Raw genomic sequence first — 14,164 nt, forward strand, 5'->3', positions numbered from 1 at the left:
ATGGCCACGACGATCCCCGCCAGGCTGCTCGACCGCCCCAGCCTCGACCCGGCGGCCATCCGCGACGCCATGGGCAGCGTCGAGACCATGTCCACCGTCGATCCGGCGCTGGATTTCTCGATGAACTTGCCCGAGGGCTGGCATGGCACCTTCGTCCGCGACGCCGATCCCCGGCCCGGCCAGCCGCCCGTGCTGCTCTTCTACCTCACGCCCCCCGAGGGCGACGTCCTCATGCTGCGCGTCTTCTGCCTGCGCCTGACGCGCGAGATCAACCCGGCCGACTGGCTCGATTTCTGGAACGCGAGCCTCGGGCGCGGCCTCGTCGAGATCCGCAACCACAAGACCTCCTACGGCATCCTTGTCGATGCCCTCGTGCACGATCTCGACCGCGCGGTGCCCGGCACCCGCCGTGTGCTCACCGTCAAGGACGGCGACCGCCTCTTCATGATCGAGGCCGCCACCAAGACCGACGACCCCAACCACGTCGAGATGATGCAGAACGTCTTCCTGCTCTGCTCCACCACCTTCCAGCTGGTGAACCCCACAAGCGAGCGCTTCGCCGAACCCTTCGCCATGGTCCGGCTCGCGGGAGACGCCCCGCTGGAGTTTCTCGCCCCCGAGAGCTGGCGCCAGATCGCCCAGCCCCCCGAGGACAAGCCCACCGGCGGCGACCTCCTCGTGCTCGACAACGACGACGTCGGCGCAATCTTCCTTGCCAGCAAGCCCGGCCATGGCCACTCGGCCATGCTGGAGGGGGCGATGCTCGACGCGGTCGTGGGCACCGGCACCGATATCCGCGAGATCGACGAGACCCCGATCAAGGTGCCCAATGCCGAGATGGGCGTGCTGGTCCGCTCCGGGCACGGGCTGCGCGGCGAGGCAATGGAGATGCTGGTCATGTCGGCCCGCATCGAGAGCCCCTCCCACTCCGCCGCCGCCGTGCTGCTCACGCCCTCGGGCCAGACCAGCGCCGAGGCGCTGGCGATGAACCGGCGGGCCTACGAGGTGCTGCTCGACTCGATCCGCCCGGCCTGACCCGCCGCCGGTTTCCGCCTTGCCGACAGTCCGCCCGGCCGGTCGCGCATTGTCGCCACGCGCCACCCTAACTCCACCAAATCCGACCGCGCCTGCCGTCAACTCGCCGCAATCTCCCGCCACCCTGACCGCAAACCAGGAATACGCGGATACTGACAATGCTCCCTGTCCTCTCGGCCCAGCGCCGCCGGATCGCCTACTTCGCCGTCACCATGGCCATCGGCCTGCTGCTGATCGGCCTGCTGCCAGGCCTGCGCTGGTATACCAAGGCCATCTCCTTTCTCTTCGCACCCTTCGTCATGGCCGGCATCGCCGCCGCCGTGCTGGCCTGGGCGCCCTCCAAGCGCGGCTGGCTCGAGTGCATCGGCACCGGCGTGCTGCTCGGCGGCCTCCTCGGCGCGCTCACCCGCTTCGACGGGCTGGTGGGCCTGCCGCTCGCGGCGCTCCTCTCCGCCGGGCTGGTCATGGCCCTGCACGAAGCCTGGGCCGACAAGCTGCCCCTCAAGCTCGCCTTCGCCACCTCCGCCTCCGGCCACGTCCGCGCCGACGGAGCCGAGCTCTGGTCCGCCCTCGTGCCGGGCGCCGGCAGAGGGCTGGTGTCGGAACGGCTGATCGACGTCGAGCGCTGCAAGGACGACCCCGAGCACAAGACCTTCTATTGCGCGCTCATGGCCTGCGGCGAGCTGGCCGAGGAGGCCACGCTGACCGTGCTCGAGCGCGACAGCTCCGGCGCCGCGCGCATCCACATCGAGGGCGAGGACGCGATGGGCAACCTGTCCTCCGGCCTCCTGTCGCTGAAGATCACCGAGATGGACCCCGACACCTCCCATGTCGACCTGCACGAAACCCGCGAGGGCATGCGCGCGGGCGAGGTGATCGAACGCTGGTTCGACGATGTGCTGGGCGGCGAGCTGCGCCACCTCCAGGCGCATTTCCTCGCGCTGAACCCGCCCGAGCCCTCCGAACGCGACGCCGAGGAGGCCGCCGCCCTGCCCCGCAGCGCCGCCTCCGCTCCGGCTGCCCCCGCCGCCGGTCCCGCGCGCGGCGACGCCGCCGCCGAGGCCGCCGCCCAGCTGCGCGCCCGCAACGCCTCGTCCCGGCCCATGAAGAACCTCGCCCAGCTCCCCGAAGATCACCTGACGCTGGAGGCCGTCCGCAAGGCCGTCGGCGGGTGAGCGACGCGAGCCCGGCCAGCCTCGCCGCGCAGGGGCGCGGCACAGCTGGCCTCCGCAGCCGGGTCGCCGCGCGGCTGATCCGCCTGCGCCACAGCCGAGGGCGGCTGTTCTACGCGGTCTTTCTCGCCTGGCTCACCGGCCTCGCGCTCAACGGCCCCCTCGATGTGGTCCTGGGCCTGCTCTTCCTGCTGGCCGACGGGTTCGATGTCTCGTTCCACCTGATCCGCCCCACCGTCGTCTGCCTCGCCTTCACCGCGGTCCTCGGGCTGCTCTACGCCGCGTTCTGGATGGTAACGACCCTCTTCGCGCTGGCCCTCCGCAGCCTGACCGAATGGCTCGCCACCCTTGTCCTGCTGGGCGCAACGCTCAAGAACTACGCGCCCGGCGTGATCGAGGCGGTGCCGCACTGGGCCGTCCTGCTCACAAGTACCTGCTGGCTGCTGCACGTCGTCCTCCTCCGGACCGGCCTCGCCTTCCGCCCCCTGCCCGGCCTCACCCGGCACCGCCGGGCCCGCTTCACCCTGCCGCTCCCGCCGATGCAGGCCTGGGAGCGCCTGCGCGCGCACCCCGACCGCCGCCATTGGGATGCAGGCTGGGCGTCCATCACCGAAGTCACGCCGGGCGACGACCGCTGCCTGAAGGTCGAGATCCGCCGCCGTGGCGCCTCCTCCACCCTCTGGCTGCGCTACAGCGCCGAGGTGCCCGGCGAGCGCTTCACCCTCCAGGCCGCCCCGACGCCCGAGGCCCTCGACGCCCGCCCGCAGGATGGCGAAACCCTGCACCTCGCGCCCCATGGCGCGCGCGGCACCCTCGTCGAGGTCCGCAGCCGCGAGGCCCACTCGCTCTTCACCCTTTGCAACGACCCGATGGAAGACCGCACCACCGACCACTGGGCCCATGCCGCCGCGCAGATCTCGGGCCTGCCCGACGGCACCATGGCCGCCAGCCTGATGCGCCCCGCCAACCGCTGAGGCCCGCGGCCTGCGCCCGGCGCCTGCCCTTGCACCACCGGCGCGACCTGTCTAGATTTGTCCACAAGGGAGTCACTCTCGCTACGGGGCAGTAAACAGGTGGAATACGGTATCGCCAGCATCGCGTTGCTTGCCCTGCTCGGCCTGCTCTTCTCCATCGACTTCACCGACGGCGCCGACGATGACCCCGAGCCCGCCAACCGCGATCTCGACAGCCTCTGACGCGCCGATGAACGCCCCGCGTCGCGGCACCACCCCCGACGCCCTCTCGTCGCAGATCCGCAAGGCTCTCACCGCCGAGGCGCCCGCCCTCACGGTCATCCTGCCGTTCTACGACGAAACCGCCTTTCTCGCCGCCGCCCTGCGCTCGATCCGGGCGCAACGGATCGACGGCGTCGAGGTGATCGTGGTCTGCGACAACCCGGAGCGTTTCACAAAGGCGCAGGTCGCCGCGCTTGCCGCCACCGGCTGGCCCGACGGCCCGGTGCAGGTGCTCCGCCACAAGGTCAACCGCGGCCTTTCGGCGGCCCGCAACACCGGCCTCGCGGCGGCCCGGGGCGACCTCATCGCCTTCCTCGATTCCGACGACTACTACGTGACCGACGGCCTCGCCGCCCAGCTCGATCTGGCCCGGCGCAGCGGCGCCGACATCACCCACGCCCCCTGCTACCTCTCCGAACCCGGCAGCCCCCGGCTCTCGCTGCTGCACCGCGACGAGGCCCTGCACATGCTGCCCCGCGTGACAGACGGGATGCGCGACGCCGAGGAGGCGCAGTTCATCGTCTCCTCCTGGTCCTCGCTCTACGCCCGCCGCTTTCTCGAAGGCGAAGGCCTGCGCTTCGACGAGGACCAGCCTCGCTTCGAAGACCGGCTCTTCGTGCTCGAGGCCACCACCCGCGCCCGCAAGATCGCCTATCTCGGCCAGCCCGCCCGGGTCTGGCGCCGCCGCGCGGGCTCGATCTCGGTCACCGCCGTCACCCCCGAAACCCTCCGCCTCCAGGTTCAGCTGCTGGAGAAATGCCTCGCCGTGATCCGCGCCGAGGTCGCCGCCCGGCGCCTGCCGCCCCGCTTCGAGAAGCGCGAGCTCTTCAACTGCGTCTCCCGCCTGATCTGGGACATGGAGCTGATCCCCCGCCTCGGCAGCGCGCCCGATACCGAAACCGCCGCCCTCGGGCCGCGGGTGCAGGCGCTCCTGGGCGCAGACAGCTTCGCCAACGCCTTCTTCGAAGATCCGATGGTGCAGAAAACCTCCCGCATCGGCATGAAAACCCGGCGTGGCCGGATCACCCGGCTCGACTTCTTCGAGCTGCACCGGATGATGCGCGAAGGCGACTGGCCCGGCGCCGCCGCCCTGCTCGCCGCCCGCGCGCCCGTGCCCGCCGCGCCCGCCATGCCCTGCCCGCCCCTGCCGGGCCGGCTGGTGCTGCACCTCGGCCTGCACAAGACCGGCACGACCTTCCTGCAGCACGCGCTGCTGAGCCGCCGCGACGCGCTGGCCCGGGCCCGCGTGCTCCTGCCCGACACCGGCCTCGCCCAGCCCGACGCCGCCCGCCCCCGCCCCGGCGGCTTTCCGGGGCACCAGGGCCTGCTCGCCGCCCACCGCGCGGGCGACGACACCACCTGGAAGGCGCTCTACCGCGAGATCATCGCCGCCGGCTGCACCACCACCGTGATCTCCTGCGAGAACATGCTGCTGCCCACCGACCCGGCCCGCGACGAGGTGATCCCCGCGCTGATGGCCCGGCTCTCGGGCTTCAGCTCCGTCGACCTCGTCGGCTTCGGCCGCCGCGCCGATGCCTATGCCGAGGCGCTCTACAAGGAATGGGTCACCGATGGCGGCCGCGGCGGCGCGCGCACGATCGAGGAGTTTCTCGTCGATCACGCCGCCGCGCTGACCGACTGGCCCGCGCTCTTCGCCCCCTGGGAGGCCGCCGCGGGCGTGCCGGTCCGGCTCGCCGACTTCGATGCCTGGAAGGCCGAGGGCGGGCTCTGGAAGGGCTTCTGCACCCTCGCCGGCCTGCCCGACGGCCTGCCGCCCCCCTCCGGCCTGCCGCGCTACCCCTCCCCCGACCGCGAAAGCACCGAGCTGATCCGGCTGGTCAACCTGCTCACCCCCGACCGCGACACCCGCCGCGAGATCATCCGCGGCTACTTCGCGCTGAACCCGATGCCGAAGGACAGGGCACCGCTCCTGCCGCCCGAGGCGCGCGCCGAGCTGCTGCGCCGTTTCTCCGCAACCAGCGCCGACTGGGCCGCCGCCCGCGGCTATGCGCCCGACCCCGCCCCCCTGCTCACCGCGCTGGACGCCGAGCGCTGGCAGCCCCTGCCCCCGTTCGAGCCCGCCCGCCTGGCCGACCTGCTCCACGCCGGCGCCGCCAGCCCCGCGCTGATGACCCAGGGCAGCGCCTCGGCCCCGCACAGCCCGCCTCGGGCACCCACGCCCGCCCCGCGCGACCCGAAACTGGTCATCCGCCTGCGCCCCTGGGCCCGCCGCCTGCTCTCCCGCTGGCTCTGAGCGCGCAACCCGCAAGCTCCGGGTCGCCCGACCGCCCCGCCCGGCGCATCAAGAGGCCACCCAACCAAGGAGCCTCCCATGACCTTCCGCATCACCGGGCTCGACCCGGCCCCCTTCCGCCCGCTCTACGGCCTCTCCGAGGCGCAGCTGGCCCGCCATGGCGCGATCCGCATGAGGGTCACGAGCCACCCCGGCTTTCCCGACCGGATCACCATGGAGGATGTGCCCGAGGGCGAGACCGTGCTGCTGATGAACCACTGCTGCATGGCCAAGGCCTCGCCCTACCGCACCACCCACGCCATCTTCATCCGCGAGGGCGCCGAGAGGGCCTTTGACGCCACCGGCGAGGTGCCGCAGGTCATGCACAGCCGCCAGCTCTCGCTGCGCGGCTTCGATGCGCAGGGCATGATCCTCGAGGCCGCGCTGGCCACCGGCGACGCCATCGCCCCCGCCATCGCGCAGCTCTTCGAGACCCCCGAGATCACCGAGATCCACGCCCACAACGCCGCGCGCGGCTGCTTCTCGGGCCGGATCACCCGCGCCTGACGGCCGCAGCCCCGGAGCGGCCGGGACACTGCCCCGGCCGCCCCGCCCGAAAGCTCAGAGCCCCTTGGCCCGGTAGCTCGCGGCAACCTTCTGGATCGCGCAGATATAGGCCGCCGTCCGCAGGTCGTGCACATCGTCCCGGCCGTGCCACAGCTCGCGCATGGACTGGTAGGCCGCGCGCATGGTGTCATCCAGCCCCGAGCGCACCAGCTCCAGCTCGTCGGCGCCCCGCAGGTACTTCTCCTTGAAGTCCGGCCGCATCGACCAGGCATCGCCCAGGTAGCGGTCCAGCCGCTCCAGCTCGGCCACGATCAGCTCGTGCCGCGCCTCCTCCTGCCGCCGCTGCATCCGGCCGAACCGGATGTGGCTGAGGTTCTTCACCCACTCGAAGTAGGACACCGTCACGCCGCCCGCGTTGGCATACATATCGGGGATCATCACCACGCCCTTCTCGCGCAGGATCTCGTCGGCCCCCGCCGTGATCGGGCCGTTGGCGGCCTCGATGATGAGCGGCGCCTGGATCCGCGCGGCGTTCTCCATGTTGATCACCCCCTCCATCGCCGCCGGGATGAGGATGTCGCATGCCTCCTCCAGAACCTGCGCGCCATCGGTGGTGTTGCGGGCGTCCGGATAGCCGGTGACCCCGCCATGCTTGACGATCCAGGCCCGCACCGCCTCCACGTCGAGCCCGTTCTCGTTGAACAGCGCCCCGTCGTGCTCGATGATCCCGGTGATCTTGCAGCCATCCTCCTTTTGCAGGAACAGCGCCGCGTGATAGCCCACGTTGCCTAGGCCCTGCACGATCACCCGCTTGCCGTCGAGCTTGCCCTCCAGCTTGGCCTCCTTCACGTCCTCGGGATGGCGGAAGAACTCGCGCAGGGCATATTGCACGCCCCGCCCGGTGGCCTCGGTCCGGCCCTGGATGCCGCCCGCATTGGTGGGCTTGCCGGTCACGCAGGCTGCGCCGTTGATGTCGGTGGTGTGCATCCGCTTGTACTGATCTGCGATCCAGGCCATCTCGCGCTCGCCGGTGCCCATGTCGGGGGCAGGCACGTTCTGCGCCGGGTTGATCAGGTCGCGCTTGATGAGCTCATAGGCGAACCGCCGGGTGATCCGCTCCAGCTCGTCCTCGTCATAGTCGCGCGGGTTGATGCAGAGCCCCCCCTTGGAGCCGCCGAAGGGCGCCTCGACCAGGGCGCATTTGTAGGTCATCAGCGCCGCCAGCGCCTCCACCTCGTCCTGGTTGACGCTGAGCGCGTAGCGGATGCCCCCCTTCACCGGCTCCATGTGCTCAGAATGCACCGAACGATACCCGGTGAAGGTGTGGATCTGCCCGCGCAGCCGCACCCCGAACCGCACCGTATAGGTGGCGTTGCACACCCGGATCTTCTCCTCCAGCCCGGGCGGCAGATCCATCAGCGCCACCGCGCGGTTGAACATCATGTCGACGGATTGGCGGAAAGTGGGTTCGTTCTTGGGTGCCATGGCACGCCCTCCCTTGTCTTCGACCCGCGCGGCCTCCTGCCCCCCGGAATCGCTGTCGATGCTAACGGAGCGATGCCACAAGACCCATGAAAACTTCGTGTCGCTGCTCCGGGGCCCGCACCAGCCCCCTTTCCCGAATCAAAATGTGTCGAAACTGCCCGACTTGCGGCGGTTGACCCTGGGTAATCCGGCCATTCGGGCAGCGGACCCCAAAACAATGGGCGCCCCTTTCCGGCACTGTTTCCATTTCCGGCAGTCAATTTGTCCGGAACGGGGCGAAATCACCCCGAAATCCCCGCCGAAATCGCAAAAATAGCCAATTCTGCGAAAACCCTCTTCAAATGAGGCACGAATGTGCAGATATTGTTACTCAACTCGGGTGGGGACCTGAAACAAGCAGTGCCCGCGCCATGACCGAGACCCAGAACACCACCCGCACACTCAAGTCCCGCTTCGCCGCGTTTGCCCGCGAAGAAGACGGCGGCCTGCTCATCTTCTCCCTCTTCCTCTTCGTCTGCATGCTGCTCGCCGTGGGCATCGGCATCGACGTCATGCGCATCGAGATGGCCCGCACCCGGCTCCAGAACACCGCCGACGCCGCCGTGCTCGCCGCCGCCTCGATGGAGCAGCAGATGGACCCCACCTCCGTGGTCAACGACTACTTCGAGCGGGCCGGCCTCTCCGCCAACCTGACGGCGGTCACCGTCAACGGCGGCGCCAACTACAAGACCGTCACCGCCGAAACCAACACCCGCCTGCCGATGTACTTCCTCGGCATGGTCGGCATCGACAAGATGGAGGCCAGGTCGGCCGGCACCGCCACCGCGGGCTACACCGATGTCGAAGTGTCGATGGTGCTCGATATCACCGGCTCGATGGGCCAGAACAACAAGCTCGCCAACCTCAAGACCGCCGCCAACGATTTCGTCGACACCGTGCTCGACCCGTCCCAGCCCGGCTCCATCTCGCTCAGCCTGGTGCCCTACTCGGCCCAGGTGAACATCGGCGCCGACATGATCGGCCAGCTGAACGTGCCGCTGAAGCACGGCTACTCGCACTGCGTCGACTTCGAGGAAGCCGACTTCACCAGCGCCGCGCTCTCGCTGACCAAGCAGTACGAGCACATGCAGCACTTCCAGTATTACAGCTCGGCCACCACGCCCATCGACAACCCGGGCTGCGTGCAGCACAGCTACGAGCGGGTCACGCCCTTCAGCCAGAACCCCGCCGCCCTCAAGGCCCAGATCAACCAGTTCCAGGCCCGCGCCAATACCGCCATCCACCTCGGCATGAAGTGGGGCGTGGCGCTGCTCGATCCCTCGATGCAGCCGGTCGTCGCCAACCTCGCCGCCGCCGGCAAGGCCGACCCCTCCTTCTCCGGCCGCCCCTTCGCCTACGAGCGGTCCAACACCGCCAAGGTCGTGGTGCTCATGACCGACGGCGAAAACGTCAACACCACCCGGCTGAAGTCCCAGTATTACGACAGCACTCAGGAAATCGAGCGCTGGCACCAGACCTCGGTCATCGCCTACGCCAACTCCAAGGGCACCAACTGGGGCAACTACGTCACCACCAAATACACCTCCACCAAGGCCGACTCGATGCTGGCCAACATCTGCGACGCCGCCAAGGCCAAGGGCATCATCGTCTACACCATCGGCTTCGAGGTGAGCACCCACAGCGGCAACGTGATGCGCAACTGCGCCTCCACCCCCTCGCACTACTTCGACGTGCAGGGCACCGAGATCTCCAGCGCCTTCGCCGCCATCGCCCGCAACATCAGCGCCCTGCGCCTCACCAACTGACCGGCGCAGGATCGGGGGCGGAAGGCCCGCGCAGCCAGGGGAGGCCGCGCGGGCCTTCTCATGTCCGCGGGCCGGTCTCCGGCACCCCTGATTCCCCTCCCCCGCCACATTTGAAATCAACAATTTCCGCCATTGCGCGAACTGTTTCCAATTCCGAAAAGTGACCCAGGGTAATCAAGGCGGTTTTGCCATGATTGTGGCCCGATCATGGGGATTTTGCGCCCTTTCGCCAATTTCCCTGACAAAACATGACCGAATTGGGGCAATATTGATTCAATACCCGGGTGGGGGCCCGAGTTTCGGCGGTGCATGCCATGAAGAACATCCGGAAGACCACGCGGCTCGGCCGCTTCGCCCAGGAAGAAGACGGCGGCCTGGTCATCTTCTCCCTCTTCCTTTTCGTCTGCATGTTGCTCGCCGTGGGCATCGGCATCGACGTCATGCGCACCGAGATGGCCCGCACCCGGCTTCAGAACACCGCCGACGCCGCCGTGCTCGCCGCCGCCGCGATGGAGCAGGATCTCTCCCCCGAGGCCGTCGTGCGGGATTACTTCGAGCGGGCCGGCCTCAGCGCCAACCTCACCGGCGTCAGCGTGACCGCGGGCGTCAACCACAAGACCGTCACCGCCCAGACCAACACCAACCTGCCGATGTTCTTCCTCGGCATGGTCGGCATCGACAAGATGGAGGCCAGGTCGGCCGGCACCGCCACCGCGGGCTATACCGACGTGGAGGTCAGCCTGGTGCTCGACATCACCGGCTCGATGGGCCGCAACAACAAGCTGCCCAACCTGAAGAACGCCGCCAACGACTTCGTCGACACCATCCTCGACCCCACCCAGCCCGGCTCCATTTCGCTCAGCCTCGTGCCCTACTCCGCACAGGTCAACATCGGCCCCGAGATGATCGGCCAGCTCAACGTGCCGCTCGCCCACGGCTACTCGCACTGCGTGGATTTCGAGCCCGAGGACTTCAACAGCGCCGCCGTATCGCTGACCAAGCAATACGCGCACATGCAGCACTTCCAGTATTACAGCTCCGCCACCACGCCGATCGACAACCCCGGCTGCGTGCAGCAGGAGTTCGAGCGCGTGACCGCCTTCAGCCAGAACGCCACGGCGCTGAAGGCCCAGATCAACCAGTTCGAGGCCCGCGCCAACACCGCCATCCACCTCGGGATGAAGTGGGGCGTGGCTCTGCTCGATCCCTCCATGCAGCCGGTCGTCGCCAACCTCGCCGCGGCCGGCAAGGCCGACAGCGCCTTCGTCGGCCAGCCCTACGCCTACGGCCGCTCCAATACCCAGAAGATCGTCGTGCTGATGACCGATGGCGAGAACGTCAACACCACCCGGCTGAAGCCGCAGTATTACGACTCCGGCGACGAGATCCTGCGCTGGCACCAGCAGTCGGTCAACGCCTACGCCGCCACGCAGGGCCGCAACTACAGCTACTACACCACCACCAAATACACCTCCACGCTGGCGGACTCGATGCTCGAGGATATCTGCGACGCGGCCAAGGCCCAGGGGATCACGGTCTTCACGGTCGGCTTCGAGGTCACCGCCCACAGCGGCAACGTGATGCGCAACTGCGCCTCCACCCCCTCGCATTACTTCGATGTCGAAGGCACAGAGATCTCCGACGCCTTCGCCGCCATCGCGCGCCAGATCAGCACGCTGCGGCTGACCAATTGAGCGTGGCCGGGCCATGAATATCCACCCCGCACGCCGGCTTCTCCCGGCGCCGCACGCCCCGCTAACCCGCTATGGTTGTGGCGAGAAACCTGATTTGGGGCAGGCTTTCGCCCCATTTTCGACACCCTCATCCCGGCAAATGCCAAGGCGCGACCTGCGTCCGGTGCCTGGCATGATGCCCGTTCCGGATCTGGTCATGCAAACAGTGCAGAGGACCAGCCGGGATGGCACAGATGACCGATCTGAAAACCGCGGGGGCGGACGAAACTCAGGCCAATGCGGGCTTCCGCAATCGCCTGAAACGCTTCGCGGACGAGAGCGAGGGCAGCTTCGTTGTCTTCTCGCTCTTCCTGCTGGTGTGCATGATGCTGGCCGTCGGGATCGCGGTTGATGTCATGCGCTTCGAGCTGACCCGCACCAAGCTCCAGAACACCCTCGACCGGGCGGTGCTCGCCGCGGCCGACATGGACCAGACGCTCGAACCCGAGGCCGTGGTCGCCGACTACTTCGAGAAGGCCGGCCTGGGCAACTTCAACATCGACATCTCCGTCGACGAGGGCCTGAACTTCCGCAACGTCTCCGCCTCCACCGAGGCCGAGATCCGCACCCTGCTGATGAGCCTCGTGGGCATCAACAACTTCACCGCCCCCGCCTCCAGCACCGCCGAAGAGCGGGTGTCGAACGTGGAGATCAGCATGGTGCTCGACATCTCCGGTTCGATGGGCTCCAACGACAAGATCGAAAACCTCCGCGTCGCCGCCAGGGAGTTCATCGACTCCGTGGTTGTCGATGACGCCGAGGGCCAGATCTCCCTGTCGCTGGTGCCCTACACCGCCCAGGTCAACGCCGGGCCCAACATCTTCAACCAGCTGAACAAAAGCAGCAACGGCCGGCACAACTACTCGCACTGCATCGACTTCGACTCGTCGGACTTCAACACCACGACCATCTCGATGACGAAGAGCTATCAGCAGATGCAGCACTTCGAGTGGTCCTCCGAGGACTACCGCCCGATCAGGAACCCAGGCTGCCCGATGCAGGACTACGAGCGCATCGTGCCCCTGAGCAAGAACACCACCGAGCTGAAGAACACGATCAACAACTACCGCGCCCGCGCCAACACCGCGATCCACCTCGGCATGAAGTGGGGCACCGCCCTGCTCGACCCCTCTATGCGCAACATCGTCAACACCCTTGAAGCCAGCGGCGTGGTGGATGACGAGTTCCGCGGCCGCCCGGCCGACTACGACGACGAGGAAACCCTCAAGGTCGTGGTGCTGATGACCGACGGCGAGAACGTCGATACCTACCGGATCCAGGACTGGGCCTACAACTCCAGCTCCGAGTACCAGCACTGGGACAACTACTCCCTCTGGTACTACCTCTACCGCTACGTGAACTCGCGCAACCGCGGCCAGTACTACTACCGCAAGTACTCCTCCGAGCAGGCCGACTCGATGCTCGACAACATCTGCACCGCGGCCAAGACCGCCGGGATCACGGTGTTCACCATCGGCTTCGAGGTCACCAACTACTCCGCGGGCGTCATGCAGAACTGCGCCTCTTCGCCGTCGCACTTCTTCCGGGTGGAGGGCACCGAGATTTCCGAGGCTTTCTCCGCGATCGCCCGGCAGATCAACCAGCTGCGTCTGATCAACTGATGGGGAGCCCCGAGATGCACGCAGACAGATTCAAAGGGGGGCGGCTGGCACGGCTGGCCGCCCGTCTCCGGCGCTACCGCTCCCGCGAGGACGGCAACGCCACCATCGAGTTCGTCATCCTCTTTCCGGTCTTCATCATCCTGTTCCTCTCCTGCTTCGAGGTCGGCATGCTGATGACCCGCCAGGTGATGCTGGAGCGTGCGCTCGATCTTTCGGTCCGCGGCCTGCGCCTCGGCCACTGGTCGCCGCCCACCCACCAGGAACTCAAGGAGAGCATCTGCGAGCGTGCCGGGATCATCCCCGACTGCATGAACTCGCTCCTGATCGAGCTCCAGCCGGTCTCCAAGTCCACCTGGACCCCGCTGCCCGACCAGGCCACCTGCAGCGACAAGTCCGCGCCGGTGCAGCCGGTCACCACCTTCCATGGCGGCACCGAGAACGAGATGATGCTGGTGCGCGCCTGCGCCGTGATGAAGCCCTTCTTCCGGTCCACCGCCTACGGCATGCGCCTGCCGCTGATCGACGGCGAGAACTACGCGCTGGTGTCGACCTCGGCTTTCGTCAACGAACCTGGCGCAGGGAGCTGATGACATGACCCTGTTCGCAACCCTCCGCCGCCGCCTCGCCACCTTCGCCGAAGATGCCCGCGGCTCGCTCTCGGTCGAAGCCGCGCTGATCCTGCCGCTGCTCTGCTGGTTCTACGTCTCGGCCTTCGTCTGGTTCGACGCCTACAAGACCCAGAACGTGAACCTGAAGGCCACCTACACCCTGGCCGACATGCTCTCGCGCGAGACCGACCCGGTCACCGAGACCTACCTGAAGGGCTTGAAAACGGTCTACGGCTACCTGTCCAACACCCGCCATCCCAGCTGGATGCGGGTAACCACGGTGAACTGCATGTCGAACTGCGACAGCGACTCGCGCCACCTCCACGTCGACTGGTCCTACGCGACCGACGGCAACGCGGTGCTCGACCACGCCACGATCTCTGGCTACTACGACAAGATCCCGTTCATGGCCCAGGGCGACACGGTGATCCTGCTCGAGACCTACATGGATTACAAACCGCTGTTCAACGCGGGCATCCCGGCCACCACCTTCGAGAACTACGTGGTCACCCGGCCCCGCTTCGCACCGCAGTTGCTCTACGCCGGCGCCGGCAGCTGACCGGGCCGCCCCCGGCCGAAATCCACGCGCGGACGGACGGTTAACCCCGTCCGTTTTGCATTTCTGCATATGTATGGGTTGTGCATGGGTTGTGTACCGGTTGTGTATCA

General features: G+C 67.9%; 12 protein-coding genes. 11 read left to right on the forward strand and 1 reads right to left on the reverse strand.

Features of this window, described 5'->3' with window-relative positions; translation table 11 throughout:
* The 6 genes from BUR94_RS09570 (at position 1) to BUR94_RS09590 (ending at position 6,242) form a co-directional block, all read left to right on the forward strand.
* Positions 1-1,035 carry a hypothetical protein gene (locus BUR94_RS09570; protein WP_074256029.1) on the forward strand — a complete coding sequence of 345 codons (1,035 nt, stop codon included), beginning with the start codon at positions 1-3 and terminating at the stop codon, positions 1,033-1,035.
* Between the two features lie 158 nt (positions 1,036-1,193).
* Positions 1,194-2,210 carry a hypothetical protein gene (locus tag BUR94_RS09575; RefSeq protein ID WP_074256030.1) on the forward strand — a complete coding sequence of 339 codons (1,017 nt, stop codon included), beginning with the start codon at positions 1,194-1,196 and terminating at the stop codon, positions 2,208-2,210.
* The gene (locus BUR94_RS09580) at positions 2,207-3,181 is read left to right on the forward strand and encodes a hypothetical protein (protein WP_074256031.1); all 975 of its coding nucleotides are present in this window, start codon (positions 2,207-2,209) and stop codon (positions 3,179-3,181) included. Before BUR94_RS09575 ends, BUR94_RS09580 begins: the two co-directional genes overlap by 4 nt.
* A 99-nt stretch (positions 3,182-3,280) precedes the next feature.
* The gene (locus tag BUR94_RS21055; protein ID WP_281249208.1) at positions 3,281-3,403 is read left to right on the forward strand and encodes a hypothetical protein; all 123 of its coding nucleotides are present in this window, start codon (positions 3,281-3,283) and stop codon (positions 3,401-3,403) included.
* Between the two features lie 7 nt (positions 3,404-3,410).
* On the forward strand, positions 3,411-5,696 hold the full coding sequence (locus BUR94_RS09585; protein WP_074256032.1) for a glycosyltransferase family 2 protein: 2,286 nt from the start codon (positions 3,411-3,413) through the stop codon (positions 5,694-5,696).
* 78 nt (positions 5,697-5,774) lie between these two features.
* Positions 5,775-6,242, forward strand: a complete 468-nt coding sequence (locus BUR94_RS09590; RefSeq protein ID WP_074256033.1) for a DUF1203 domain-containing protein — start codon at positions 5,775-5,777, stop codon at positions 6,240-6,242.
* Positions 6,243-6,296: 54 nt separating this feature from the next.
* Here the strand turns inward: BUR94_RS09590 and BUR94_RS09595 are convergent, their stop codons facing one another.
* Complete coding sequence (locus BUR94_RS09595) at positions 6,297-7,727, reverse strand: Glu/Leu/Phe/Val family dehydrogenase (RefSeq protein ID WP_074256034.1); 1,431 nt, start codon at positions 7,725-7,727, stop codon at positions 6,297-6,299.
* A gap of 410 nt (positions 7,728-8,137) precedes the next feature.
* On the opposite strand from BUR94_RS09595, the gene BUR94_RS09600 reads away from it, so the two are divergent.
* The 5 genes from BUR94_RS09600 (at position 8,138) to BUR94_RS09620 (ending at position 14,054) form a co-directional block, all read left to right on the forward strand.
* Positions 8,138-9,532, forward strand: a complete 1,395-nt coding sequence (locus tag BUR94_RS09600; protein ID WP_074256035.1) for a TadE/TadG family type IV pilus assembly protein — start codon at positions 8,138-8,140, stop codon at positions 9,530-9,532.
* Between the two features lie 314 nt (positions 9,533-9,846).
* Positions 9,847-11,226, forward strand: a complete 1,380-nt coding sequence (locus BUR94_RS09605) for a pilus assembly protein TadG-related protein (protein ID WP_074256036.1) — start codon at positions 9,847-9,849, stop codon at positions 11,224-11,226.
* A gap of 233 nt (positions 11,227-11,459) precedes the next feature.
* Entirely contained in the window at positions 11,460-12,887 is a 1,428-nt protein-coding gene (locus tag BUR94_RS09610; RefSeq protein ID WP_074256037.1) for a TadE/TadG family type IV pilus assembly protein, read from the forward strand.
* 14 nt (positions 12,888-12,901) lie between these two features.
* Positions 12,902-13,474, forward strand: coding sequence for a TadE/TadG family type IV pilus assembly protein (locus BUR94_RS09615; protein ID WP_074256038.1), 573 nt, complete (start codon positions 12,902-12,904; stop codon positions 13,472-13,474).
* A 4-nt stretch (positions 13,475-13,478) separates the two neighbouring features.
* Positions 13,479-14,054, forward strand: a complete 576-nt coding sequence (locus BUR94_RS09620; protein ID WP_074256039.1) for a TadE/TadG family type IV pilus assembly protein — start codon at positions 13,479-13,481, stop codon at positions 14,052-14,054.
* The last annotated feature ends 110 nt before the right edge of the window (positions 14,055-14,164 follow it).

The sequence above is a fragment of the Vannielia litorea genome (genome assembly GCF_900142295.1).
Taxonomy (GTDB): Bacteria; Pseudomonadota; Alphaproteobacteria; order Rhodobacterales; family Rhodobacteraceae; genus Vannielia; species Vannielia litorea.

Coding starts and splice junctions, on each gene's coding strand:
- BUR94_RS09600 (WP_074256035.1), top strand. CDS start 8,138: ATGACCGAGACCCAGAACACCACCCGCACACTCAAGTCCCGCTTCGCC.
- BUR94_RS09595 (WP_074256034.1), bottom strand. CDS start 7,727: ATGGCACCCAAGAACGAACCCACTTTCCGCCAATCCGTCGACATGATG.
- BUR94_RS09575 (WP_074256030.1), top strand. CDS start 1,194: ATGCTCCCTGTCCTCTCGGCCCAGCGCCGCCGGATCGCCTACTTCGCC.
- BUR94_RS09570 (WP_074256029.1), top strand. CDS start 1: ATGGCCACGACGATCCCCGCCAGGCTGCTCGACCGCCCCAGCCTCGAC.
- BUR94_RS09620 (WP_074256039.1), top strand. CDS start 13,479: ATGACCCTGTTCGCAACCCTCCGCCGCCGCCTCGCCACCTTCGCCGAA.
- BUR94_RS09605 (WP_074256036.1), top strand. CDS start 9,847: ATGAAGAACATCCGGAAGACCACGCGGCTCGGCCGCTTCGCCCAGGAA.
- BUR94_RS09590 (WP_074256033.1), top strand. CDS start 5,775: ATGACCTTCCGCATCACCGGGCTCGACCCGGCCCCCTTCCGCCCGCTC.
- BUR94_RS09615 (WP_074256038.1), top strand. CDS start 12,902: ATGCACGCAGACAGATTCAAAGGGGGGCGGCTGGCACGGCTGGCCGCC.
- BUR94_RS09610 (WP_074256037.1), top strand. CDS start 11,460: ATGACCGATCTGAAAACCGCGGGGGCGGACGAAACTCAGGCCAATGCG.
- BUR94_RS09585 (WP_074256032.1), top strand. CDS start 3,411: ATGAACGCCCCGCGTCGCGGCACCACCCCCGACGCCCTCTCGTCGCAG.